Consider the following 20,553-nt stretch of genomic DNA (forward strand, 5'->3'; position numbering starts at 1 on the left):
AGCGCCACCGGGCTTTTTTCATGCGTGTCGCGCGCGCGGATCAGCGCGACGCGAGTGGGTTCTTCTGTCCCATGTCGACGACCAGCGTGCCGTCCGGCAGCATTCTCACCGAGCCTTGCGCGACCTGGCTGCGATAGCCGTACAGGTCGAAACGCATCGGGCCGGCCTCGGCCGAATTCCGGATCAGCGCGCGCACGTTCAGTTCGAGCACGTTGAACATCTTCATGTCGCCGCCTTCCATCCACATGTAGCTCGGCGCATCGATCTGCGGCCGCTTCGGCGCGGGCGCGCCCGCCGCCCGCCGGAACGTGAGGCGCAGCCCGTCGCGCTCGACCGTTGCCTGCCCGAGCTTGCCGTTCAGCACCGGCGGCGGGAACACGGTGTACTGGTCGAGCACGAGCGTGTCGCCGCGCAGTTCCGCGCCGCGACGCTGCAGCGGCGTCAGCGAAGCGAGCTCGATGCCGAGCGAGCGCAGCAGCTTCGCCTGCGGAATGCCGAGCACCGACACCTCGGATGGCTTGAACGCGAGGTGCCGGTCGTCGAGTACCGTCAGCGAGCCCTTCATGTCGGTCGGCAGCCAGACGCCCGGCACGTGATTCCACAGCTTGATGCCGCCCTGGACGCGCAGGTTCTGGCCGTCCGCACTGAGCTGCAGGTCGTTCAGCGAACGTGGCGAGTAGTCGAGCAGGTAGTTGTTGAAGAGCGCGGACATCGCCTTCCACGACTCGACGACCGTGCCGCCGAGAATGCGGATGTCGTACTGGTTCGGATCGTCGAGGTCGACGGGCTCGACGGGCCGCTTCGACACGAGTTCGACGTCGAGATCTTCGACATGAAAGCCGATATCGCCAGATAGGTTGAAGTCGACGTTGCGCAGATGGATCGTCGGGTTGCGGTTCGACACGTGCCGCTCGTTGAACGGCGTGGTCGACGTGCGCCGCATCGCGACCTTCTGCATGCCCGGTCGTGCGGTGTCCGCCGCGAGCGCGTAGGCTTCCCAGTGCTGGCGCACATCGCGCAGCGCATTCTGCTGCGCGGCGAGGAAGCTGTCGTTCAGGCGTGCGGCCGCATTGCCGAGCAGCGCGCCGCTGGCGGGGCCCGTGTACGAAGGCATGCGGATGGCCATCGCACCGCTTTCGTCGAAATTGAAGTAGCCGGCCGACACCTGGTCGCGATAGTGATACAGGTCGAACACGAAATTCTGGTCGCGCTTCGTCGAATCGACCGGACCGATCAAAATGTCGGCGTTCATCGGCATCGAGCGCATGAACTTCACGTCGCCGCCGCGGATGACCATCGCCTGCTGCGGCGCGTTCGCAGGCATCGCGAAGCCCGCATGCGTGCCGTCGTCGAGCGTAAGGTCGAGGCCGGCCGGCGTCACGCGCAGCGCGGTGATCGTGATTTTCAGGCGCGGCGGCGGCATCAGCTTGTCGACCGACATCACGAGGTCGTCGCCGGCGAGCTGCGCGATCGGCGTCTGGACTTTCAGCAGGTCGGCCATCTTCACGTTGGCTGCGCGCATCACCGGCTGCGCGTTGATGCCCGACACGCGCACGCCGGTCGGGTGGAACACGAGCTGACTGCCGTCGCGGATCGCGAGGGTGCCGGTCAGCGAGAACGGCACCCAGCCGTCGCGCTGCATTTCGCCCTGCAGGTGGATCACGCCGTCGCCGGCCGACACGGCGAGCTTGCGCAGCGGTGCGTTGCGGTAACCGAAGATATAGGTATTGAAGAGGGCGGTCAGCTTCGCGTTGTCGAGCGTGACCGTGCCTTCGTGCACGTCGATCTCGAAGCTCGTCGGATCGTCGAACACGATCGGCGCGCCGGCCTGCGTCGGCACGAGCGTGGCCGACAACTGATGGATAAAGAAGCCGAGGTTGTTGACGATGCGGAAATCGACGTCGCGCAGGAACGTCATCGCGCCGTTCTGGCCCGAGTCGCGCAGCGTGAACGGGCGCGGTTGCGTGAGGCTGATCGACGCGAGCGACGGCACGGTGCGCGCGATCTGCTGCTCGCGGGCGAGGCGTTCGGCTTTGGTGCGCTCGATCTTCGTCGACGCGACCGACGCGTTGCCGGCGCGCTGCGCGGACGATTCCGCACAGCCGGTGCAGAGCAGCGCGAGCGCCAGCGCGCCGCAGCCGAACACGCGGGCTGTCTTGTGCGAGACCGGGGCGGCCGCGCGTCGCGGGCCGGAAATCCAGTCGAAAATTGCCAAAGGCGAGCGATGGCCGCGCCGGACCGCATTCCGCATCGTCTGTCTCCATGTCTTGTCGTGATCGACGGCGGCGCGCGCCACGGTACTGCACGGCGCGAGCGTCGATGCCGTGCAGTGTGTCATAGCGCGCTAGAGCGGCGTTACCAAACAACGGGCGCCCGGGCACGGCGAGCCGACGGGCTGCGGGGCAATGGATTCGGGGTGGCGGGGCGGCCGGATCAAACGGTCGTTTGGTTTGTGCGGGCCCTCGGCCGACGTGTTTCTGGACGAACGGGCGAATCCGCTGCCAGCCTTGGCCGGCGCGGGTTTTCACCGGATTCGCGACGCGTCGGTCGAGGCGGTCGAAGCAAGCGGGCGATCCGGCCCCGTCGTGCTCGCCTGCGGGGCCGATCAGACCAGCATGCGCCGCCGGATTGCGTTCAGCGTCGCCTGGTCGAGTTGTAGTCCGTTCACGATGTACGACGTCATCGAGCCGTACGACGCGGTGACCTGATCGAATGTCGCCCGCAGATGATTGGCGTGCGCGCGTTGCAGCGCGGTCATCATGTCTGCCGCATTTTGCCCGCCGGCTTTTTGAGCCTGGGCGACAGACGCGGCAATTCCGGATGCGCTATATACGTTGGTCAGCAGGTAGTCCGCGAAAATCGTTTACCGACAGAGGCCGAGGATCGTATGCAGAATCGCGGTCGTCCAGCCGGTGCGATCCTTCCCGGCCGTGCGGCGTCGACAGGTACGATCGGCGGCAACGGCGAGGTAAGATCAGCTTTATGGCTGTACGGATCAAAACACTTGGCCATCACGGGGAAGCGTCATGGATCTGAAGGAAGTCGACGTATTGGGTGCGGGTGTGGGCGATCACTGGTACTACGCGTCGAAGGCGAGCGCGATCCGTCGGTTCCTGGGCGGGGCGGGCGCGAACCGGATACTCGACGTCGGTGCAGGCTCCGGCTTCTTCTCGAAACACTTGCTCGAACGCACGCAGGCGACGGAAGCGTGGTGTGTCGATACGAGCTACGCCGACGATACCGACGAAGAGACGGCCGGCAAACCCATCCACTTTCGACGGTCCGTCGAGCGATTCGATGCCGATCTCGTTCTGCTGATGGACGTGCTCGAGCATGTCGACGACGACGTCGGGCTGCTGGCGCAGTATGTGAAGGGGGCGCCTCCGGGCAGCCGGTTCCTGATCACGGTTCCCGCGTTCCAGTTCCTCTGGAGCGGCCATGACGATTTTCTCGAGCACAAGCGCAGGTATACGCTCGGCGGTCTCGAGGATGTGGTTCGTCGTGCGGGGCTCGACGTCGAGCGCGGCGCCTATTACTTCGGCCTCACGTTTCCGCTTGCGGCAGCGCTGCGGCTGGGCGAGCGGGCGCGTCGGCATCCGCGCGAGCCGGCGTCGCAATTGCGCCGGCACCATCCGCTCGTCAACGGCTTGCTCAAGACGATCTGTCGCGTCGAGTTGCCGATGTTCCGGTTCAACCGCGTTGCCGGCCTGACGGTCATCTGCGTTGCGCGCAAGCGGTGAATGCGATGCGGGCGCCGTGCAGTGGGAGCGCAGATCGCGCCAGCATGCGCGGCTTCACTCGTATCGGCACCGTCACGCCAAAAAATTTCACAAGAACATTCACAAAATGCATGCGACCCGATTCTAAATCTGAAAAGTGTCTGTTATACTTTTCTTCTTTCGGGGCGTAGCGCAGCCTGGTAGCGTACCTGCATGGGGTGCAGGTGGTCGGAGGTTCAAATCCTCTCGCCCCGACCAGACAAGAACCCGCGTCAGTTCATGCTGACGCGGGTTTTTTCTTGCCGGTCGCTTTTTTGCACATCGCGGCGCGGCCCCGGTAAAATGCAAGGTTGATCCACGGAAAGCGCCGTGATTTAGCGGAAGAGGATTCCCCGAACATGACTGATCTTCGTCTTACCATGCGGTTCGCTGCAGTGCTCGCCACTGGCGCGCTCGTCGCCGGTTGCGGTACGTCGTCGCCCACGAAAGTGGACTACAAGAGCGATTCGAAATCGAAGGAAGCGTCGCTCGCAGTGCCGCCCAACATGCTCGACGAGACGGCCGATCAGCGTTCGCTGCCGCCCCAGGGCGGCGCGACTTCCCTGTCTGCGCTTCAGCAGGTCCAGCAGGCAGCGCCTGCGCTGGACACCGTCGCGCCAGCCGTGGCCGGCATGCATATCCAGCGCGACGGCACCGAGAGCTGGCTCGTGATCGACGGCAAGCAGCCGGCCGCCATCTGGCCGCAGGTGCGTCGTTTCTGGCAGGAGCAGGGCTTCCTGCTCGTCGTCGACCAGCGCGACAAGGGCGTGATGGAAACCGACTGGAACGAAACCCATCCGCAGATCAACGACGGCCTGATCCGCAGCGTGATCTCGAAGGCAATGGGCAACTCGTACGTGACGGCCGAGCGCAACAAGTACCGCACGCGTCTCGATTCGGCACCGAACGGCGGCACCTACGTGTTCATCAGCCAGAAGGGGATGCGCGAGGCGATCACCGGCGCGAACAACGATTCGAGCAAGTGGGAACCGAAGCCGAACGATCCGGCGCTCGAGACCGAATACCTGAAGCGGCTGATGGCCGTGCTCGCGCAGAACGAGCAGCGCGCGAAGAACGGCGAGCCGCCGATCGCGAACATCAAGGACAACGCGGTGCCGAAGGACAAGAAGGCCGACGCCGACGCATCGTCGAAGGCTGCCGCCGCGATCGCCGCGCAGAATGTCTCGCGCACGTCGGCGCAGGGTAACGATGCGGCCGACGCGGCCGTGCCGTCCGAAGTCACGCTCGGCGAGCCGTACGACCGATCGTGGCTGCACGTCGGTCTCGCGCTCGATCGCGCGAACTTCACGGTCGACGATCGCGATCGCTCGAAGGGGTTGTATTTCGTGCGCTATGTCGATCCGAAGGACCTGAGTTCGGCCGAGCAGGGCTTCTGGAGCCAGCTGTTCCACGGCAAGAAGGAAAAGCAGGCGAAGCAGTACCGCGTCAACGTGAAGGCACTCACGGCCGACCAGACGCGCGTCGCGGTCGTCGACGATTCGGGTTCGATCGACACGTCGTCGCCGGCTCGTCAGATCATGGGGCTGCTCGTGAATCAGCTCCGCTGATCCCGACGCTTCTCCGCATCCGTGCAAAGCCCGCCGAATGGCGGGCTTTTTTTATGGCCGCTCGCCGGCGTGCGGCTTGCGTGCGCATGTGCGAGAGGTTCGGTCCCTCATCGTGACGTTACGTAACATCCGTGCGTTACGGCGGCAGAACACGTGTCACATTGTTGTCGACCGAAAAATTGTCCTTATGAATCAATGGTATGACCGGTGTTCAACGCTTGGCACGCAAACTGCTTTATATGTTGGAATCGTTGGAGCAGGGAGGATGGCGTCAGATGCCGGGCGTGCGTCGCGAGCGCTCGATCAACGGTCTCGACGTTTTCAAATGCCGGCACGACAAGTGCCGGCGCAACTGATGACGATCCGTGCGCCAGCGCGCGGATCTCGATGGCCCCGTCGCCTATCCTCGTAGGGCGACGGTTTCGCCCGCGCTTCTCCGAAGCGCGGGCTATTTTTTTGGCCGTCGTGCAGTGCTGCATCGGCGTGGCCGATGCGCGATGCGTGATTCGCGTATTCTCGGAATTTTCTGGATGAAGGAGTCGGGAATGGCGGAAATAGCAGTCGTGGCGCTGATCGTCGCGAAGCCGGGCGCCGAGGACAAGCTGCGCACCGCGCTCGAAGGGATCGTCGAGCCGACCCGCAACGAAGCCGGTGCATTGCAGTACGACCTGCACCGGGATCTGAAGGAGCCCGTTCGGTTCGTGTTCGTCGAGCGCTGGGAGAGCGAGGAGGCGCTGGCCGCCCATGCGCGTTCCGCGCACATTCTCGCTTATCGCGAAGCGGCCGCGGACTGGATCGAAAGTGCCGAAATCCGCGTGCTGTCGAAGCTCGTCTGAGCAGGGGGGGGGCGACCGGACGTGTCCGGTCGCAGTAGCGCGTCAGTGCGACGTGCCGGGTACGTCGAGGATCAGGATGATCGTCCAGTCGGCGTCGCCGTCGTGATGATACTGGCGCTCGGCGACGATGAACGGTTGCTGCTTGCCTTGCGGGCCGAGGAAGAGCACGTCGCCTTCCATCGGCAGGCACTCGATCGGCGGCAGCGCGAGGAATGCGTCGGCCGAGCCGCGGGGCATCAGTTGCTTGATCTGGCGAGTGGCGGCTTCGGTCCACTCGATGTCGAGTTGAATGTTGCTCATGCTGTCCTCCGCACCGGGGTGCGCACGGGTGGAAAATTTCGGTGCGCGACTTTAGCACAGCGCGCGGGCACCGCAACCAAAAAAGCCGAACCCGGTTACCCGGATTCGGCTTTTCGCTTGTGCGGTACCGCCGAACTTACTGGCTGGCAGCTTCTGCCGGAGCGGCCTTGGCAGCCTTCTTGCCGGCCTTCTTCGCAGCAGCCTTGTGGTGAGCAGCCTTCTTGCCGTGGTGATGCTCTTCCTGCATCGCCGGCTGAGCGGCTTCGGCCGCTTGTTGCTGCTGCAGCGCCTGTGCGCGCTGCTCGATCTCGGAGATCTTGGCCGGATCGGTAATGGTCTTGATTTCCGTGCTCTCTTGCGCATACGCTGCGCCAGTCAGCGCCGACATCGCTACCAGGATAGCCAGGGACGTCTTCTTCATTGCTTTACCTCCGCTAAGTGGTGATGAACCCGAATGTTGCCGTTTTGTCTGGCGACTGCAAACGAGTGCGTGTCGAGTGTAACAAAAGTGACGGATCAATGTGCACCGGATCGTGGCGCGACGCAAGGCCGCGTTGAAGTCGCGCAACACTTCGCGCACTTCGTCACGCGCCTGCCATCCTGGGCAGTACTGCCATTCCGCTCCCGTTTTCGCGCAGTCGTCAGAACCATCCGAGCCATCGGTAGACGTGGAATTGCGCGATGCCGACCAGCTCGTGCAGCGCCTGCTCGGCGTTGGCCACGTTGCGCCAGCGTGGCAGCCAGCCCGTTTGCGCACGCCGGCGATTCGCATAAACGGGCTGCGGATCGATGCCGAATCGGCGGAAATCGAGCAGGGCACGGCGCATCTGATACGACGAGGTGACGAGAATGCGTGCGTCGTCATACTGTGGGCGTAGTATAGACGCAGTGAATTTCGCGTTTTCGTAGGTTGTGCGGCTGTTCGGTTCGAGAACGAGGTCGCCGGGGGCGACGCCTTCCTCGATGAGCTGGCGGCCGTATACGGCTGCCTCGGTTTCGCCGTGATGCTGCGGGTCGCCGCCCGACATCAATACGGTGCAGCGCTCGGCCTGCTGCCGGCACACGCGATAAAGCGCCGCCACCTTGTGGATGCGCGCGATGCCATCGGGCGGCGGCTGCAGCCCGGAGTCGGTGCGGCGCGTGCCGGTGCCGAGCAGAATCAGCGTGGTTCGCCCATGCATGTCCGGGTGCTCGACCGGCACGACGCCCGCCTCGCTCCACGCGATCAGCGGCGCGGTGAGCCAGCCTGTCGCGAGCAGCCAGAACAGCGCAACGGCGGCGATCGAGATGACTCGTCGCCGCTTGCGGCAGAGCATGAAACAGATGAAGAGAAGTACAAATGAATCGAACAGAATCAATTTGATTGGGGTATGGTGTCTTTTTATGGACGGCTGACGATCCGGCCCTGAAGCGACGCCGAACGTCGGCCTCCAGAATCGGTGGCGGTATCGGCGGGCGGAGACCCTGCCCGGCGCACCGCTTCGCATTGTCGCTGCACTTTAAGAAAGAATCGAGATGGCCACGTATTCCAACGAAGCGGTGCTCGACGCATTGAGACGAGTGCAGTACCGCCAGGTACCGTGGGCACGCCGCCCGGGCGTGTTCGAGTATCTCCGTTCGCTCGGGCTGATGGACACGGTCAGGCAGAAGACCGTTGCCCCCGCGCCGGGTTTTCACGCACCGGTGGACATCGCCGTGCTGACCGACAGTGGTCGAGCCGAATTTTCGCGCCTCGAGCGCGACGAGAAATTACTTTCCTGGACCGATCGCCGCATGGACGACTACGCATTGAGCGAAGCCAGCGCCGTGGCGATTCTCGAAAGCCGCCTGTAGCGGCGGACCATCCCGCCTCGGGCGTCGCCGCGCAAGCCGGCGACGTCAAAAAAAAGCCCGTATCGCGAGGATACGGGCGTACCGGATACTTTTGCTGTTGCCACGCTGTGCTCATGGCAACGATGTGACTCGTCGCATGCGGCGCAGTTCCCGAAAGCGGGCATTTTCTTCGACGATATCCTGAAATTGGCAGGACTACGGATGACGCGGCATGTCGGACGGCTGCGAGCCGATGCGCGCACGCGCATTGCTGGCGATGTCGCCGCGCAGGTCGCCGCGCGGCACGGTTTGCCGGCCGGACGGGGCTGCAGACGGCGGCTGGCGGAGAGTATTGCGGTGATCCTGCTGGCGATGAGGCGGTTTTGCGCGATCGTCGGCGTGAGCTGGAGCGGTCAGTGCCAGGGAAATGACAATGCCGCATGCGACGAGCAGTGACATTGGTCTCATGGCGGGGCTCCCTTCAAGCCGTCGGTGCGGCCTGTTGATATTTCGCTAAGGTAAGCGTGGGAGTGCAGGCTTGCTGTAAATATTGGTAAATAGTTGTATCGCGGCACGACAACGGTATTCGACAGCAACGCAGGCGTCGCGAAAAGATCGCGTCGCGGAAAGAAACCGGGCGGCCGAAGCCGCCCGATCGAGCATTCGTTACGCCATCTTGACGGGGGCGCGCCAGGATTCCGGATTGGTCCAGAAGGCGCCGCGCAGCCGGTCGCGGCTCGGCGGTGCGGGCGGCTTCGCGGCGCTCGCGCCGATGCGCCCGCGCAGCGAAATCTGCCGGCCGCTCGTGCCGAGTCGCTTCACGATTTCGGCGAGCGTGCCATCCGCCTGCCATTCGTCGAAGCGACGGCGGCAGGTCGGCGGCGACGGATAGCGGCCCGGCAGCTTCGACCAGCCTTCACCCGTCGACAGCACCCACAACACGGCGTTTACCACCGAGCGTGCTTCCACTCGGGGGCGGCCGCGCCGCTCACTCCGTGCGGGTTCCGAGCAAAACAGACCTTCGACCAGCGCCCACTCGTTATCTCTCAAATCGTCGAACAGCATCATGTCCTCACCTCAGCGAAGCTAACTCCGGTGCGCTGCCCTGCGCCGCGCACTCTTCAAGCACTCGATCGTCGAGTGCCGGGTGGGGGCGTCCGGTTGGCCGGCAGCGGCGTTTCTGCCTTTCCATCCGACGAAACCTACGCCCTGTGCGCCAGGTAATGCACGAAGCGTGCCACGTCGGAGGCGAATCCCTCGAGAGCCGCTTGGCAGCGAGCTAACGGCTAAGTCAGCTAGGGGCGTATAAGACGCCAAAATAACCCGCCAGCAAATCGGGACAATCACCAATCTTGTGCAGTTCGCCCGTGCTGCGTGCGTTTGCTTGTGTATTGCACCGCAGCGAAACATGTGCGACCGGTGCCGGATTCGCGCATCGAAGCCGGATTCACGCATTAAAATCGTGCATCGATATCGACGATTGATGAGGTCAGGAGATGAACGTCACGCTGCGCCAGCTTCGCGTATTCATCGAGGTAGCGCGGCTCAAGAGCTTCAGTCGCGCGGGCGACGAGATCGGGCTCACGCAGTCCGCGGTCAGCCGCTGCGTGCGGGAGCTCGAGGCCGAGCTTGGGCTGAAGTTGATCGACCGCACGACGCGCGACGTGCAACTCACCGACGTCGGCGCGAACCTGATCGCGAGCGTGTCGCGTCTGATCGACGATCTCGACGACACGCTGCGCGAGATTCGCGAGATCGGCGAGCAGCGCCGCGGGCGCGTGATCGTCGCGGCGAGCCCGACGATCGCCTGCAGGCTGATGCCGCGCGTGGTTGCATCGTGCGAGCGCCAGTTTCCGTTCGTGACGCTTGGCCTGCGAGACGACGTGCAGAGCGACGTGCTGCGCAAGGTGAAGTCGAGCGAAGTCGATTTCGGCGTCGTGATCGGGCCGCTTACGGTCGCCGATCTCGTCTGCGAACCGCTGATGACCGATTCGTTTTGCCTCGTCGCGCGTGCCGATCATCCGCTCGCGGCGCGTTCCGAGGTGCCGTGGACGGCGCTGGACGGCGAGCGCCTCGTGCTCCTCGATCACGCGTCGGGAAGCCGGCCGCTGATCGATGCCGCGCTGGCCGCCCATCATGTCAATGCGACGGTGATGCAGGAACTCGGGCATTCGGCGACCGTGTTCGGGCTCGTCGAGGCCGGCGTCGGCGTGAGCGTGCAGCCGTGGCTGTCGCTGCCGCTGCCGGCCGGCTCGACACTCGTCGCGCGGCCGCTCACGCCGCGCACCGAGCGCACGGTCGAACTGGTGCGCCGCCGCGACCGGTCGTTGTCGCCCGCGGCGCAGGCGATCTGGGAACTCGTGCGGCAGATGCCGGCGAGGGCGGAAGACCTCGACTGACGTGCGCGGAAGCGACGCGGCCCGGCTTGCGGGTCGGTACACTACGTGGATCGTGTTCCTGGGCGGTGGTTCTCGATGACGCATTCCGCAGGTTTTTCCCCGACGACCGACGAGCCGGCGGCGCGCGCCGCGGTGCACGCGCTGCGTCCGTCGCTGATCCGTGAGGTGGCGAACGCCGGCTTCGGCGTGCCGGACATGCTGCCGTTCTGGTTCGGCGAGTCCGACCGCGTGACGCCGGATTTCATCCGCGACGCCGCGGCAGCGGCGCTGCGCGACGGCGCGACCTTCTACACGCACAACCTCGGCACTGCGCCGCTGCGCGACGCGATTGCGGCCTACGTGAGCGCGCGTCATGGTGCGACGGCGGCCGACACGGTCGCCGTGACGAGTTCGGGCGTGAACGCGCTGATGCTGGCCGCGCAGATGCTGGTCGGCCCGGGCGAGCGTGTCGTCGCGGTCACGCCGCTGTGGCCGAATCTCGTCGAGATTCCGAAGATCCTCGGCGCGCAGGTCGAATGCGTGCCGCTCGGCTATGGCGACGCGGGCTGGCAGCTCGATGTCGACCGGCTGCTCGACGCGCTGACGCCCGATACGCGGATGCTGCTGGTCAACTCGCCGAACAATCCGACCGGCTGGACGATGTCGCGCGACGATCAGCGGGCCGTGCTTGCCCATTGTCGGCGTCACGGCATCTGGCTGGTCGCCGACGAGGTGTACGAACGGCTTGCGTTCGGCGACGGCGGCGCGCCGTCGTTCCTCGATATCGCATCGCGCGACGAGCGGGTCGTTGTCGTGAATTCGTTCTCGAAGGCATGGGCGATGACGGGCTGGCGGCTGGGATGGCTCATTGCGCCGGCATCGGTGATGGGCGATCTGTCGAAGCTCGTCGAATACAACACGTCGTGCGCGCCGGGCTTCGTGCAGGCCGCGGGCGAGGTCGCGCTGCGCGACGGCGAGCCGTTCGTGCGGTCGTTCGTCGCGGCGCTGCGCGAAGCGCGCGATCACCTGGTCGCCGCGCTGCGGACGCTGCCGGGCGTCGAGGTGCCGCCTCCGCCGGGCGCGATGTACTTGTTCCTGCGCCTGCCGGGCGCGGCCGACAGTCTCGCGTTCTGCAAGACGCTGGTGCGCGATGCGGGGCTCGGCCTTGCGCCCGGGCGGGCATTCGGCCCGGAGGGGGAAGGATTCGTGCGCTGGTGCTACGCATGCGATCCGGCACGACTCGACGCGGGCGTCGAGCGGCTGCGCCGGTTCCTCGCGCACGGCGCGGCTGCCCGCTGAAGCAGGGCCGGAGCGGGCGCGGCGCACTGGCGGCGGGCCGATCTGCTCATCTTTACGCACCGGGCAATTTTGCGTAATATGGCGCTCAGTCACGCGGTTCCGTCGTTGAGCCGTGCTGTTCCGTCCGGTTTGGGCCTGGCCTGAAGTTGGTTCGCCGCCCCCGGTTCGTGCTCCCATCAATATGACCGATCAGAATCGGGCGAGCGCGTCTTCCGTTCCTTTCGTCTGTTTGTTGATCCGGTTCGTTTGACCACAGGGTCTGGCCTAGCTGCATGAATACCCAAGAGGCGAAGATCGTCCTCGAGACTGCTTTGATCTGCGCGCAGGAACCGCTGAAGCTCGGCGATTTGCGCAAGCTCTTTGCCGACGGCGTGTCGGCTGACACGGTCCGCACGTTGCTCGAAGATCTGAAACAGGATTGGTCCGGCCGCGGCGTCGAACTGGTGGCGCTGGCGACCGGATGGCGCTTCCAGAGCAAGCCGGCGATGCGTCACTATCTGGATCGCCTGCATCCCGAGAAGCCGCCGAAATATTCGCGCGCGGTGCTCGAAACGCTCGCGATCATCGCGTACCGGCAGCCCGTCACGCGCGGCGACATCGAAGAGATTCGCGGCGTCACGGTCAATACGCAGGTGGTCAAGCAACTCGAGGATCGCGGCTGGATCGAGGTGATCGGTCATCGTGACGTGCCGGGGCGTCCGGCGCTGTATGCGACGACCAAGCAGTTCCTCGACGATCTCGGCCTGAAGGCGCTCGACGAGCTGCCGGCGCTCGAGGAGCCGGCAGCGAACATCGAGGCCGCGCTGCTTGCGCAGCACGCAATGGACTTCGACGGCGCCGTACCGGTTGCCGACGACACGCCGCAAGCCGGTGACGCAGCAGACGACGTGCCGCAGGCGCAGGCGGATGAAGCGTCCGCCGGCCAATTGGCCGAATTGCCGGGGGATGTCGCGACCGATGTCGCGTCGACGCAGGAAATGCCGAACCGCGATACGCTCGATGCTGATCGCCGGCAAACGGAACAAACGGAACAGGTTGGCGCCGAAGCAGTGCCGACCGATGTGCAGCCCGAGCCGCTGCGCGCGGATCGGAGCGAGGAAGATCGCAAGCCGGCCGCCGAAGCGGCTGCCGGAGACGGAGCGGAAGCGGCCGGCGACATGCCCGGCGAGGTTGGCCAGGCCGACGCCTCCCGTTCCCGTCCCGCGGACGGCGAGATGCTGGACGACACGTCCGACAGTCTCGCCGATGCCGTACGAAGCGCCAGTGCGCCCATCGGCGCCGACGCGCTGCCGGACGACGAAGCAGAACCCGAACAGCGTCGCGCCTGAACGCGGCCAACTTCTTGCCGCGCCCGCGCCGGGCGCGAGACCTGACATTTTGAGGTTGTTTTGACAGATATCCACGATATTGAATCGTCCGCGCCTGCCGTGCAGGCAGCGCGTGCCGACGATGCACCGGAGCAGGACGCTTCGGCCGCGGGTGGCGACGAGCGTCCCCGCCGCGGTCTGCGGCGAGGCCCGCGCAGCCTGATCGCGCGGCGTCGCGCGGCGGCCAAGTCGAAGGGCGCCGAAGGCGAGCCGCAGGGCGGCGAAGGCGCGGACGCGCAGCCGGCCGAGGCCGTCGAAGCGCAGCCCGCGCGCGCGCCGCGCAAGGAAGGCGCCGCCAAGGGCGGCCGCAAGCCGGCCGGCAAGCGCGAAGGCGCTGCCAAGGGCGGCCAGGGTGCACAAGGCGGCCAGGGCGGCCAAGGCCGCCGTGGCGGCGCACCGAAGGCTGAAGGCAGCCCGGCCAAGGCGGAGGGCGATGCGTCCCAGGACGAACTGTTCGCATACGTGACGTCGCCCGCATTCGACGCGGACAACTCCGCGGGCGGCAGCGGCGTGCGTGCGCCGATGCTGCGTCGCGGCCGCAGCCAGCCGGCGAACAAGCGCGTGCTGTCGCCGGACGACGACGCGCCGAAGCTGCACAAGGTGCTGGCGGAAGCGGGCATGGGCTCGCGTCGCGAAATGGAAGAGCTGATCGTCGCCGGCCGCGTGTCGGTGAACGGCGAGCCCGCGCACATCGGCCAGCGCATCATGCCGACCGACCAGGTGCGGATCAACGGCAAGCCGGTCAAGCGCAAGCTGCCGAACAAGCCGCCGCGCGTGCTGCTGTACCACAAGCCGACGGGCGAAATCGTCAGCCATGCGGATCCGGAAGGCCGTCCGTCGGTGTTCGACCGCCTGCCGCCGATGAAGACGGCGAAATGGCTTGCGGTGGGCCGCCTCGACTTCAATACCGAAGGTCTGCTGATGCTGACGACGTCGGGCGACCTCGCGAACCGCTTCATGCATCCGCGCTACAGCGTCGAGCGTGAGTACGCGGTGCGGGTGGTCGGCGAGCTCACCGAAGGCAACCGGCAAAAGCTGCTGCACGGCGTCGAGCTGGACGACGGCCCCGCCAATTTCCTGCGCATCCGCGATGGCGGCGGCGAAGGCACGAACCACTGGTATCACGTCGCGCTGGCCGAAGGCCGCAACCGCGAAGTGCGCCGGATGTTCGAGGCGGCCGGCCTGATGGTGAGCCGCCTGATCCGTACGCGTCACGGCCCGATCCCGCTGCCGCGCGGTCTGAAGCGCGGCCGCTGGGAGGAGCTCGACGACGCGCAGGTGCGCAAGCTGATGGCGACCGTCGGCCTGAAGGCACCGTCCGAGGAGAAAGGCAAGCGTGGCGGTGCCGGCCAGGCAGAGCGCCGCCAGCCCGATCCGATGCTGACGTCGATGGGCTTCATCAGTCGCGAGCCGGTGCTGACGACGCACGGGCAGCTCGACCAGCCGCGCCGTGGCGGTGGCCGTCGCGGCGGGCCGGGTCTGCCGGGCCTGAGCGGCTACGGCAGCCTGCCGGTTGCGCCGTCGGGCTACGGCAACCGTGCTGGCGGCGGCCGCGACGGCAACCGCTCGGGCGGCGGCGGCCGAGATGGCAACCGCGCTGGCGGCGGCCGTGATGTCGACGGCAACCGCGCGTCGTACGGCGCGGGCCCCAAGCGTGAGGGCCCGGCGGGCGGCAAGCGAGGCGGCGGCAAGGGCGGCAATCGCAATCCGAACGGTAATCGTACCGAAGGCGCCGGCAACGGCGGCGGCCCGCGCGGCGGTAGCCCGCGTCCGCAGCGCAGCCGCACGCGCAGCCGCTAAGCGTATCGCGGCATGCGGCGGCGCAAAGCCGCCGGCGTGCCGGCAGGATCGGCATCCGTCCGGTTTTGTCGGCGCGACGCGTTGCGTTTCTTGATTTCGACTGTATATATATGCCGCGTGCCGCTGGATGGCAGCCGGCATGCCCGATCTCCGGTGCGGCCGGATTGCGCCGGTTGATCGGGTAGCCCGATTTCGCATTTTCGGTCCGTAAAGGCAGTCGAAACGCTGCTTTCACCGGCTGGCTTGGCGTTTGCGCCAAAAATCGCTATAATCGCGGAGTCGCTGGGCGTACGGATTCAATGTGCGGCTCAGGTGCGACCACCAGTAAGAAAGATGGGCGTTCCGCCCATTTTTTTTTGCTGAAACGGTTAGGCATCTCGGGTAGCGCTTCCTGCGCCGGCTAAGGCGCGCGCCCGCGGGTGAATCGCGAGCGGCGGGCGCGAACACCTGAGAGGACACTGTGCAACTGACGGAACTGATAGAAACCACGGTCACCGGGCTCGGCTACGAGCTGGTGGATCTCGAGCGCACCGGGCGCGGCATGCTTTGCATCTATATCGATCAGCCTGCCGGCATCTCGCTCGAAGATTGCGAAAAGGTCACGCGTCAGCTCCAGCACGTCTTGACGGTCGAAAACATCGATTACGAACGGCTCGAAGTCTCGTCCCCGGGGCTCGACCGCCCGTTGAAGAAGCTGGCCGACTTCGAGCGCTTCGCCGGCAGCGAAGTTTCCGTGACCTTGAAAAAGCCGCTGGACGGGCGCAAGACGTACCGGGGCATTCTGCACGCGCCGAATGGCGAAACGATCGGTTTGGAATTTGAAGGGAAGAAGGGCGAGGCGGCCATGCTGGATTTCACGCTGGCCGATATCGACAAAGCCCGCCTGATTCCGCAAGTTGACTTTAGGAGCCGCAAATAATGAGTCGCGAAGTGTTGATGCTGGTGGATGCGCTGGCGCGCGAGAAAAACGTCGACAAGGATGTGGTGCTGGGCGCCCTCGAGGCTGCGCTCGCGTCCGCTTCCAAGAAGCTGTTCGACGAAGGCGCCGAAATCCGCGTCCATATCGATCGCGAAAGCGGCGAGCACGAAACCTTCCGTCGCTGGCTCGTCGTGCCCGACGAGGCAGGCTTGCAGGAGCCGGATCGCGAGATCCTGCTGTTCGAAGCACGTGAGCAGAAGCCCGACGTCGAAGTCGGCGAATATGTCGAGGAACCCGTACCGTCGATCGAGTTCGGTCGCATCGGCGCGCAGGCCGCGAAGCAGGTGATCCTGCAGAAGGTGCGCGACGCGGAGCGCGAGCAGATCCTGAACGATTACCTCGAGCGCGGCGAAAAGATCATGACGGGCACGGTGAAGCGCCTCGACAAGGGCAACTTCATCGTCGAATCGGGCCGTGTCGAAGCGCTGCTGCGCCGCGACCAGCTGATCCCGAAGGAAAACCTGCGCGTGGGCGACCGCGTGCGCGCGTACATCGCGAAGGTCGACCGCACCGCGCGCGGCCCGCAGATCGAGCTGTCGCGCACGGCGCCCGAGTTCCTGATGAAGCTGTTCGAGATGGAAGTGCCGGAAATCGAGCAGGGCCTGCTCGAGATCAAGGCGGCGGCCCGCGACCCGGGCGTGCGCGCGAAGATCGGCGTCATCGCGTACGACAAGCGGATCGATCCGATCGGCACCTGCGTCGGCATTCGCGGCTCGCGCGTGCAGGCCGTGCGCAACGAGCTCGGTGGCGAAAACATCGACATCGTGCTATGGTCGGAGGATCCCGCCCAGTTCGTGATCGGCGCGCTCGCGCCGGCAGCTGTCCAGTCGATCGTCGTCGATGAAGAAAAGCATTCGATGGACGTCGTCGTCGACGAGAACGAGCTGGCTGTCGCGATCGGCCGCAGCGGTCAGAACGTTCGCCTTGCCGGCGAGTTGACCGGCTGGCAGATCAACATCATGACGCCGGACGAATCCGCCCTGAAGCAGGGTGAAGAGCGCGACCGGCTGCGTGCGCTGTTCATGGCGCGTCTCGACGTCGACGAAGAAGTTGCCGACATCCTGATCGACGAAGGCTTCACGAGCCTCGAAGAGATCGCTTACGTGCCGCTCAACGAAATGCTCGAAATCGAGGCGTTCGACGAGGACACCGTGCACGAACTGCGCAACCGCGCACGCGATGCGCTGTTGACGATGGCGATCGCGAACGAAGAAAAGGTCGAGAACGCAGCGCTGGATCTGAAGAGCCTCGACGGCGTCACGCCGGAGCTGCTCGCGAAGCTGGCCGAACATGGTGTGCAGACGCGAGACGATCTCGCCGAGCTTGCAGTGGATGAACTGGTCGACCTGACCGGGATGGAAGAGGATGCCGCTAAGGCGTTGATCATGAAAGCACGTGAACACTGGTTCCAGTGAGAAATGACCATGGCGCACTGATTTGATGGCGGCCGTATGGCCTGACCCGATGCTAACAGCAAGGAATCGGTCCTTGCACTAAGAGGAATGAATGGCGAGTAACAACGTAGCCCAATTTGCCGCGGAACTGAAAATGCCTGCTGGTGTGCTGCTCGAACAGCTGCAGGCAGCGGGCGTCCAGAAAGCGAGTGAAGACGATGCGCTGTCCGAAGCGGACAAGGCGCGTCTGCTCGATCATTTGCGCAAGTCGCACGGCGCAACCGACGGCGACAAGCGCAAGATCACGCTGACCCGCAAGCATACGTCGGAGATCAAGCAATCTGACGCGACGGGCAAGGCTCGCACCATTCAGGTCGAGGTCCGCAAGAAGCGCACGTTCGTCAAGCGCGACGACGTGAGCGATGGCGCGGAACAGGGTCAGGCGCAGGCCGCAGAAGCGGACGACGATGCAGAACTGAAGCGTCGCGAGGAAGAAGCGCGCCGCGAGGCCGAGCTGCTCGAAAAGCAGGCTCAGGAACTGCGCGAGCGCCAGGAGCGCCTCGAGCGCGAGGAAGCCGAGCGCCGCGCTCGCGAGGAAGCGGCTGAAGCCGAGCGCCGTCGCGCCGAGGAAGAAGCTGCGGCGAAGCGTGCTGCGGCCGAAGCCGCAGCGGCACAGCAGCAGGCGGCAGCGCAGCAGGCCGCCGCGGCCGAGCCGGAAGCACCGAGTGCGCAGTCCGCGCAGGACGAAGCGCGCGCGGCCGCCGAAGCCCGTGCGGCTGCCGAACGTGCGGCGCAGCGCGAAGCGGCGAAGAAGGCCGAGGATGCTGCCCGCGAGGCGGCGGACAAGGCGCGCGCCGAGCAGGAAGAGATCAGCAAGCGCCGTGCGGCCGCCGAGGCCGAAGCGCGCGCGATCCGCGAAATGATGAACACACCGCGCAAGGCCGTGGTCAAGGCAGTCGAGCCGCCGAAGCCGGTCGAGCCGCCGAAGCCGGCCGAAGCGAAGGGCACGCTGCACAAGCCGGCGAAGCCTGAAGGCGCGCAGGCGCGTCCGGCAGTGAAGAAGCCGGCCGGCGCAGCACCGGCCACGACGCAGGCACCGGCAGGCGCGGGCGACCGCAACAAGAAGCCGGGCGCAGGCAAGGGCGGCTGGCAGGACGACGCAGCGAAGCGCCGCGGCATCAAGACGCGCGGCGATTCGAGCGGCGGCGTCGACCGCGGCTGGCGCGGCGGCCCGAAGGGCCGTGGCCGCCACCAGGACAGCGCATCGTCGTTCCAGGCGCCGACCGAGCCGATCGTGCGTGAAGTGCACGTGCCGGAAACCGTGTCGGTTGCCGATCTCGCGCACAAGATGTCGATCAAGGCCTCGGAAGTCATCAAGGTGATGATGAAGATGGGCCAGATGGTCACGATCAACCAGGTGCTGGACCAGGAAACGGCGATGATCGTCGTCGAGGAACTGGGCCACCGCGCGGTCGCCGCGAAGCTGGACGATCCGGAAGCGCTGCTCGTCGAAGGCGAAACGACCACCGACGCGGAGCAACTGCCGCGTCCGCCGGTCGTCACGGTGATGGGTCACGTCGACCACGGCAAGACCTCGCTGCTCGACCACATCCGCCGCGCGAAGGTTGCCGCGGGCGAAGCGGGCGGCATTACGCAGCACATCGGTGCATATCACGTCGATACGCCGCGCGGCGTCATCACGTTCCTCGATACGCCGGGTCACGAGGCGTTCACGGCAATGCGTGCACGCGGCGCGAAGGCGACCGACATCGTGGTGCTGGTGGTGGCGGCCGACGACGGCGTGATGCCGCAGACGAAGGAAGCAATCGCCCACGCGAAGGCGGGTGGCGTGCCGATCGTCGTCGCGATCAACAAGATCGACAAGCCGGATGCGAACCCCGAGCGCGTCAAGCAGGAGCTGGTCGCGGAAGGCGTCGTGCCGGAAGAGTACGGCGGCGATTCGCCGTTCGTGCCGGTGTCGGCGAAGACGGGTGCCGGCATCGACGATCTGCTCGAGAACGTGCTGCTGCAGGCCGAAGTGCTGGAACTGAAGGCACCGGTCGAAGCGCCGGCCAAGGGCATCGTGATCGAAGCGAAGCTCGACAAGGGCAAGGGCCCGGTCGCGACGATCCTCGTGCAGTCCGGTACGCTGAACCGCGGCGACATCGTGCTGGCGGGTACGGCCTATGGCCGCGTGCGCGCGATGCTCGACGAGAACGGCAAGCCGACGAAGGAAGCCGGCCCGTCGATCCCGGTCGAAATCCAGGGTCTGTCGGAAGTGCCGGGTGCGGGCGAGGAAGTGATCGTGCTGCCGGACGAGCGCAAGGCACGGGAAATCGCGCTGTTCCGTCAGGGCAAGTTCCGTGACGTGAAGCTTGCGAAGCAGCAGGCCGCGAAGCTGGAAAGCATGCTCGAGCAGATGGGCGAAGGCGAAGTACAGAACCTGCCGCTCATCATCAAGGCAGACGTGCAGGGTTCGCAGGAAGCGCTCGTGCAGTCGCTGCTCAAGCTGTCGACCGACGAAGTGCGCGTGCAGATCGTGCACAGCGCGGTGGGCGGCATCAGCGAAAACGACGTCAACCTCGCGACGGCATCGAAGGCGGTCATCATCGGCTTCAACACGCGTGCGGATGCACAGGCGCGCAAGCTGGCCGAGTCGAACGGCATCGACATCCGCTACTACAACATCATCTACGACGCAGTGGATGAGGTGAAGGCGGCAATGTCGGGCATGCTGGCGCCGGAGAAGCGCGAAGTCATCACCGGCATGGTCGAGGTGCGCCAGGTCTTCAAGGTACCGAAGGTCGGCACGGTCGCCGGCTGTATGGTGACGGACGGTATCGTCAAGCGCTCGTCGTCGGTTCGCGTGCTGCGCAACAACGTCGTGATCTTCACGGGCGAACTCGAATCGCTGAAGCGCTTCAAGGACGACGTGAAGGAAGTTAAGCAAGGCTTCGAGTGCGGTATGTCGGTGAAGAACTTCAACGACGTCATCGAAGGCGACCAGTTCGAAGTCTTCGAAGTGACCGAAGTCGCGCGTACGCTGTAACCGTCGCGCATCG

17 protein-coding genes, 1 tRNA gene and 2 pseudogenes are annotated in these 20,553 nt (G+C 65.6%); 13 read left to right on the top strand and 7 right to left on the bottom strand.

The genetic code is table 11. From position 1 onward, the window contains the following. Positions 1-40 precede the first annotated feature (40 nt). Positions 41-2,251 carry a hypothetical protein gene (locus KVT39_RS25030; RefSeq protein ID WP_217590441.1) on the bottom strand — a complete coding sequence of 737 codons (2,211 nt, stop codon included), beginning with the start codon at positions 2,249-2,251 and terminating at the stop codon, positions 41-43. Positions 2,252-2,471: 220 nt separating this feature from the next. Here KVT39_RS25030 and KVT39_RS25035 point away from each other — a divergent pair, with 220 nt between their 5' ends. Next, positions 2,472-2,708, top strand: coding sequence for a hypothetical protein (locus KVT39_RS25035; RefSeq protein ID WP_217590442.1), 237 nt, complete (start codon positions 2,472-2,474; stop codon positions 2,706-2,708). On the opposite strand, the pseudogene KVT39_RS25040 reads toward KVT39_RS25035, so the two are convergent. Further along, a pseudogene (locus KVT39_RS25040) lies at positions 2,606-2,863 on the bottom strand (tyrosine-protein phosphatase); the annotation flags it as partial. The gene KVT39_RS25035 and the pseudogene KVT39_RS25040 sit on opposite strands and share 103 nt — an antisense overlap. Before the next feature lie 163 nt (positions 2,864-3,026). Here KVT39_RS25040 and KVT39_RS25045 point away from each other — a divergent pair. The 4 genes from KVT39_RS25045 to KVT39_RS25060 all read left to right on the top strand — a co-directional run bounded on the left by KVT39_RS25045 (position 3,027) and on the right by KVT39_RS25060 (position 6,162). After that, the gene (locus tag KVT39_RS25045; RefSeq protein WP_034184016.1) at positions 3,027-3,740 is read left to right on the top strand and encodes a bifunctional 2-polyprenyl-6-hydroxyphenol methylase/3-demethylubiquinol 3-O-methyltransferase UbiG; all 714 of its coding nucleotides are present in this window, start codon (positions 3,027-3,029) and stop codon (positions 3,738-3,740) included. 160 nt (positions 3,741-3,900) lie between these two features. Next, positions 3,901-3,977 (top strand) — tRNA-Pro (locus tag KVT39_RS25050). A gap of 140 nt (positions 3,978-4,117) precedes the next feature. Beyond that, complete coding sequence (gene bamC / locus KVT39_RS25055; protein WP_034184017.1) at positions 4,118-5,326, top strand: outer membrane protein assembly factor BamC; 1,209 nt, start codon at positions 4,118-4,120, stop codon at positions 5,324-5,326. Positions 5,327-5,871: 545 nt separating this feature from the next. Continuing rightward, the gene (locus KVT39_RS25060; RefSeq protein WP_175749332.1) at positions 5,872-6,162 is read left to right on the top strand and encodes a putative quinol monooxygenase; all 291 of its coding nucleotides are present in this window, start codon (positions 5,872-5,874) and stop codon (positions 6,160-6,162) included. A gap of 42 nt (positions 6,163-6,204) precedes the next feature. On the opposite strand, the gene KVT39_RS25065 is transcribed toward KVT39_RS25060, so the two are convergent. From KVT39_RS25065 to KVT39_RS25075, 3 genes are all read right to left on the bottom strand, one after another. Then, positions 6,205-6,462, bottom strand: a complete 258-nt coding sequence (locus KVT39_RS25065) for a hypothetical protein (RefSeq protein ID WP_034184019.1) — start codon at positions 6,460-6,462, stop codon at positions 6,205-6,207. Between the two features lie 136 nt (positions 6,463-6,598). Then, positions 6,599-6,883, bottom strand: coding sequence for a hypothetical protein (locus KVT39_RS25070; protein ID WP_034184020.1), 285 nt, complete (start codon positions 6,881-6,883; stop codon positions 6,599-6,601). A gap of 220 nt (positions 6,884-7,103) precedes the next feature. Further along, positions 7,104-7,820, bottom strand: a complete 717-nt coding sequence (locus tag KVT39_RS25075) for a YdcF family protein (RefSeq protein ID WP_105393022.1) — start codon at positions 7,818-7,820, stop codon at positions 7,104-7,106. Between the two features lie 157 nt (positions 7,821-7,977). Here KVT39_RS25075 and KVT39_RS25080 point away from each other — a divergent pair, with 157 nt between their 5' ends. Next, positions 7,978-8,295 carry a hypothetical protein gene (locus KVT39_RS25080; RefSeq protein ID WP_006495354.1) on the top strand — a complete coding sequence of 106 codons (318 nt, stop codon included), beginning with the start codon at positions 7,978-7,980 and terminating at the stop codon, positions 8,293-8,295. Between the two features lie 195 nt (positions 8,296-8,490). Here KVT39_RS25080 and KVT39_RS25085 read toward each other — a convergent pair whose 3' ends face one another. Beyond that, entirely contained in the window at positions 8,491-8,742 is a 252-nt protein-coding gene (locus KVT39_RS25085; protein WP_105393023.1) for a hypothetical protein, read from the bottom strand. A 210-nt stretch (positions 8,743-8,952) separates the two neighbouring features. Beyond that, positions 8,953-9,339 (bottom strand): annotated as a pseudogene (locus KVT39_RS25090) (transposase); the annotation flags it as partial. Between the two features lie 431 nt (positions 9,340-9,770). Here KVT39_RS25090 and KVT39_RS25095 point away from each other — a divergent pair. From KVT39_RS25095 to infB, 7 genes are all read left to right on the top strand, one after another. Continuing rightward, positions 9,771-10,673, top strand: coding sequence for a LysR family transcriptional regulator (locus KVT39_RS25095; RefSeq protein WP_034184023.1), 903 nt, complete (start codon positions 9,771-9,773; stop codon positions 10,671-10,673). 75 nt (positions 10,674-10,748) lie between these two features. Beyond that, positions 10,749-11,951, top strand: a complete 1,203-nt coding sequence (locus KVT39_RS25100; RefSeq protein ID WP_034184024.1) for a pyridoxal phosphate-dependent aminotransferase — start codon at positions 10,749-10,751, stop codon at positions 11,949-11,951. Positions 11,952-12,223: 272 nt separating this feature from the next. Continuing rightward, positions 12,224-13,279: an SMC-Scp complex subunit ScpB gene (scpB, locus tag KVT39_RS25105; protein WP_217590443.1), complete on the top strand. Its 1,056-nt coding sequence runs from the start codon at positions 12,224-12,226 to the stop codon at positions 13,277-13,279. Between the two features lie 60 nt (positions 13,280-13,339). Beyond that, on the top strand, positions 13,340-15,118 hold the full coding sequence (gene rluB, locus KVT39_RS25110) for a 23S rRNA pseudouridine(2605) synthase RluB (protein ID WP_217590444.1): 1,779 nt from the start codon (positions 13,340-13,342) through the stop codon (positions 15,116-15,118). 460 nt (positions 15,119-15,578) lie between these two features. Further along, positions 15,579-16,037 (top strand): ribosome maturation factor RimP, encoded by a 459-nt coding sequence (rimP, locus tag KVT39_RS25115; protein ID WP_011351796.1) that lies wholly within the window; start codon positions 15,579-15,581, stop codon positions 16,035-16,037. Beyond that, positions 16,037-17,512 carry a transcription termination factor NusA gene (nusA, locus tag KVT39_RS25120; RefSeq protein WP_034184027.1) on the top strand — a complete coding sequence of 492 codons (1,476 nt, stop codon included), beginning with the start codon at positions 16,037-16,039 and terminating at the stop codon, positions 17,510-17,512. Before rimP ends, nusA begins: the two co-directional genes overlap by 1 nt. A 91-nt stretch (positions 17,513-17,603) precedes the next feature. Next, positions 17,604-20,540, top strand: coding sequence for a translation initiation factor IF-2 (gene infB, locus KVT39_RS25125; RefSeq protein ID WP_034184028.1), 2,937 nt, complete (start codon positions 17,604-17,606; stop codon positions 20,538-20,540). The last annotated feature ends 13 nt before the right edge of the window (positions 20,541-20,553 follow it).

It is taken from the genome of Burkholderia sp. GbtcB21 (genome assembly GCF_019091065.1).
GTDB classification, from domain to species: Bacteria; Pseudomonadota; Gammaproteobacteria; order Burkholderiales; family Burkholderiaceae; genus Burkholderia; species Burkholderia pyrrocinia_C.

Coding starts and splice junctions, on each gene's coding strand:
- KVT39_RS25085 (WP_105393023.1), bottom strand. CDS start 8,742: ATGAGACCAATGTCACTGCTCGTCGCATGCGGCATTGTCATTTCCCTG.
- bamC (WP_034184017.1), top strand. CDS start 4,118: ATGACTGATCTTCGTCTTACCATGCGGTTCGCTGCAGTGCTCGCCACT.
- nusA (WP_034184027.1), top strand. CDS start 16,037: ATGAGTCGCGAAGTGTTGATGCTGGTGGATGCGCTGGCGCGCGAGAAA.
- infB (WP_034184028.1), top strand. CDS start 17,604: ATGGCGAGTAACAACGTAGCCCAATTTGCCGCGGAACTGAAAATGCCT.
- KVT39_RS25045 (WP_034184016.1), top strand. CDS start 3,027: ATGGATCTGAAGGAAGTCGACGTATTGGGTGCGGGTGTGGGCGATCAC.
- KVT39_RS25070 (WP_034184020.1), bottom strand. CDS start 6,883: ATGAAGAAGACGTCCCTGGCTATCCTGGTAGCGATGTCGGCGCTGACT.
- KVT39_RS25080 (WP_006495354.1), top strand. CDS start 7,978: ATGGCCACGTATTCCAACGAAGCGGTGCTCGACGCATTGAGACGAGTG.
- KVT39_RS25095 (WP_034184023.1), top strand. CDS start 9,771: ATGAACGTCACGCTGCGCCAGCTTCGCGTATTCATCGAGGTAGCGCGG.
- scpB (WP_217590443.1), top strand. CDS start 12,224: ATGAATACCCAAGAGGCGAAGATCGTCCTCGAGACTGCTTTGATCTGC.
- KVT39_RS25100 (WP_034184024.1), top strand. CDS start 10,749: ATGACGCATTCCGCAGGTTTTTCCCCGACGACCGACGAGCCGGCGGCG.
- KVT39_RS25060 (WP_175749332.1), top strand. CDS start 5,872: ATGGCGGAAATAGCAGTCGTGGCGCTGATCGTCGCGAAGCCGGGCGCC.
- KVT39_RS25030 (WP_217590441.1), bottom strand. CDS start 2,251: ATGCGGAATGCGGTCCGGCGCGGCCATCGCTCGCCTTTGGCAATTTTC.
- KVT39_RS25065 (WP_034184019.1), bottom strand. CDS start 6,462: ATGAGCAACATTCAACTCGACATCGAGTGGACCGAAGCCGCCACTCGC.